The 3,054-nt window shown below is 46.7% G+C and carries 4 protein-coding genes; all 4 read right to left on the bottom strand.

All coding sequences use genetic code 11. The features are described 5' to 3' along the window. Positions 1-530: CHC2 zinc finger domain-containing protein (locus tag D7V92_RS21670; RefSeq protein ID WP_370036707.1), on the bottom strand; the 530-nt coding region annotated here is incomplete at its 3' end. A 251-nt stretch (positions 531-781) separates the two neighbouring features. Next, positions 782-2,023, bottom strand: coding sequence for a primase-helicase family protein (locus D7V92_RS21660; RefSeq protein ID WP_121773777.1), 1,242 nt, complete (start codon positions 2,021-2,023; stop codon positions 782-784). A 277-nt stretch (positions 2,024-2,300) separates the two neighbouring features. Next, a complete protein-coding gene (locus D7V92_RS21655) occupies positions 2,301-2,684 on the bottom strand; it encodes a hypothetical protein (RefSeq protein ID WP_121773776.1) in 384 nt (127 codons plus the stop codon). Positions 2,685-2,696: 12 nt separating this feature from the next. Beyond that, positions 2,697-3,054 (bottom strand): tyrosine-type recombinase/integrase (locus D7V92_RS22565; protein ID WP_233572893.1); only part of this gene is annotated, 358 nt, incomplete at its 5' end.

The following is a 3,054-nucleotide window of genomic DNA, read 5'->3' as shown; positions in this document are numbered from 1 at the left end:
TTCGGGGCGACACATCCCTTGAAGTATCTGTTGCGCACTTCATATCCTCCTGCCATGTTCGGAAAGCCGATGGCAAAATAGGGTTTGTCGGCATTCATAAACCGAAGCTCCTTGCATTCTCTTTTGGCAAGTCCGATGTTTATTCCCCTTTCTTGCAGATAGGCGATAAGTGCAGGGGAAGACAATTCTCCAACCTTTAATCCCTGATAAGTCCGATTGTCGGAATGCTGTCTGCCAAAAGAGAACGATGCAGGGCGGATGTATGCTGTCCGCTCCTCTATGCGTTTCAGCAGATAGGCTACATCTTCCGAACGGTAGAGTTCCGCTGCCAATGCGAGGATGTTTCCGCCTTTACCGATGCCGAAGTCGTACCATTTTTCAAGCTCGGTGTTTACCTTGAACGATGCGTCCGTTTCTTCCCGTAGCGGTGATTTATACCACAGGTTCTTGCCTTGTTGCTTTACAGGCGTATAGCCCAGACTTTGCAGATAGTCTGCCAGTTTGATTTGCTTTACATCTTGGATTGTCATATTACATACGGTTTTGAAGTTGATGAAAATTTGTTGATTTGATAAATTGTCAATGTAATATATTTATATACAGCCTCGTAACCTCTCAACATCTTCTCAACAAACCACTCGCCAAAAGAGAAATCAACAAACGGGTGTCGGTGGTCTCTCAACTTCTCTTTTGGCTTGTTGAGATTTTGTTGAGAATGTATATCGTTTATTGTCAGTGTATTTATACCCATATTCAACAATTCAACAGAAAAATGATAATATTACAGGGATTCAAGTTGCTCCCTTGTGACGGTGTAGAAGCGTCCCACTCTCCTTATCGGCTCATACCGACACTCCCGATTGCAGTTGAACTGGTAGGTGGTATAAGTCAGTCCGTTTGGCGCAGGGGTCAGTTTCCAACATTCCTGCAACACTTTTCGGACTTGGTGTTTCTCCACCTTTACCTGTGAGTGTACCAGCAAAAGAAGAATGTCGCTGTAACAGAAAGAGAATGTATCCGTGCCGACACTGTCCATGATGTCAAGGACAAGTTCGAGCATCTCTATCTCCAATCGGTTGCGGTTGCTGCGGATAATCTTCTGCAAGGCTTCTGTATGCAGCAATGTGGGGTTGAACCACATCCGGCTTTCCTTTTCGGTGGACAGTTTTCTGTGTTGCAGGAAATGGAGAAAGGCAGGTATCTCCGCTTTCAGCTTTTGCAGGAAGTCGGTATCATCGGACTGCAAGCGGTCTATCTTGCGCACCCAATAGCGTGTTTCTCCTGCGTCTATGATTACGGGCAGATACTCGTTGTTGGAACACAACACGAATTTGGCGAAGAACGCAATCTCGTCACGGTCTTTGCCTTTGGCTTCCACCTTATAGGATAAGGTAGTGCTAAGATTTTTCAACCGTTCGCTGTCCTCCCTGCGGTTGAGTAACACCTCATCCACCACGATAAGGAGCTTGCCAGCCCAATCGGAATTGAACTGGCTGCGGAAATCCTCGTTGGTGTTGAAAGTCACATTGTTCTGAAAAAGGGCTTTCAGAAAGTTCAGGAAGGTGCTTTTGCCCGTGTTGCGTTCTTCCGACACCAACAGCAGGATAGGCAACTTCTGAATCGGTTGCAGGTAGAGCAGTTGCAGATAGTCCATCCCCAACTCGTATTGTTCCCCGAAGATGTGATGCAGCAATGAACGGATAGAGGGGAAATCCCCTTGTCGGGGTACATGGTCTATCGGTTCGTAGAGGTTAAGGAACTTGCCGACCACGGAACGGTAGCCGATGTGTTCGGGTACTGTGCAAAAGCCGTCATACTTGGGAACGCTGCCGATGTAATCCTTGCCGTAATCCTGTCGCAGGGTCTCGTTGTTCCATGCGATGCGTTTCTTCACATACCCTCCGTTCAGTCTCGGTTGCTCCACAATCTTGTAGAGCGTTGTCCCGACACGGATAAATTCTTCCTTTGCCATGCCGCCATCCGATGGTGGTCTGTGGCTGTCCTGTTGTTCGATAGCTGACATAATCAAATGGTTTTAAGTTTGAAAATTACCAGCTACAAAAATATAATCAATTATCGGATAGGTTGTTATGCAAAACACGGCAGAATGGTGACAAATAGCCCCCGAAACAAAAACTTTCGATGGCTTGGGGCTGGAAACAGGTTGTGCAAACGGAAAAACTCCCAAAAAGCGAATGTCGGATTACGCTTTTCGGGAGAAAAAACCAGAGCGTCTGTCGTTCTGTCGTACTGACTTAATGAATTACTGACTTACCGAGTGAATTACGTCAGTCATTCAGCTACGAGAAGTATTCGGATTTGGATATACTGTTGGTATTCAGCGAGAAGAAGATGCTTGTTTTCTCTTTTCGCAGGTACAGTCTTTCAAGAACGGCATTGCGTACCCTTTCCGCTCCGAATGTGCCGATATGGAAAGCGAGGGCAACTATCGCTTCAAGGTTGTAAACCTCCATACAGCAATTATCGGATACCCGTATGCTTCGCCTTGTCCCGTATTCCCTTAAAACTCCGCTCTTGCAAAGAGCCTTTACCCCAGCACGGAATGTCGGGGCGGTTACTCCAAACAGGTCGCAAAGTTCCCATTCGCTCATGGCGGTTGCGCCTATATCGGTCGGCATGATGATGTTTCCGTTACCGTCCGTTGTGATGATGCTTCGTTTCATGGCTATGCTTGGTTATGGGGTTACACTTCCGAACGATGCGTTCAGCTTGTTGCCGAACATCGTAAGGTCATTGTCAAGTTTCTGTGTGGTTATCTTCGCATAGATTTGAGTCGTGACAATGTTCGTGTGTCCCAGAACACGGCTCACGCTTTCAATGGGCATCCCCTTGCTAAGAGCCAGTGTTCCAAATGTATGACGTCTTGTATGGAAAGTGATAGGCTGTGCAAGGAAAAGCGGACAGGTAAAGATAAAACGTAAACCGTTTGAAATGAGCTTTGTTTCAGCATTCTGCCAAGTGGAGAAAATGCAAACGGCAACGGAATATTGAGGTTGTTCAGTTACCAAACCGTTAGCCGGGCAGTTACCGAAA

Source organism: Parabacteroides sp. CH2-D42-20 (assembly GCF_003670185.1).
In the GTDB taxonomy this organism is placed as follows: domain Bacteria; phylum Bacteroidota; class Bacteroidia; order Bacteroidales; family Tannerellaceae; genus Parabacteroides; species Parabacteroides distasonis.
Note: the sequence above shows the minus strand (reverse complement) of the source record. Positions and strands in the feature narration are given on the sequence as shown.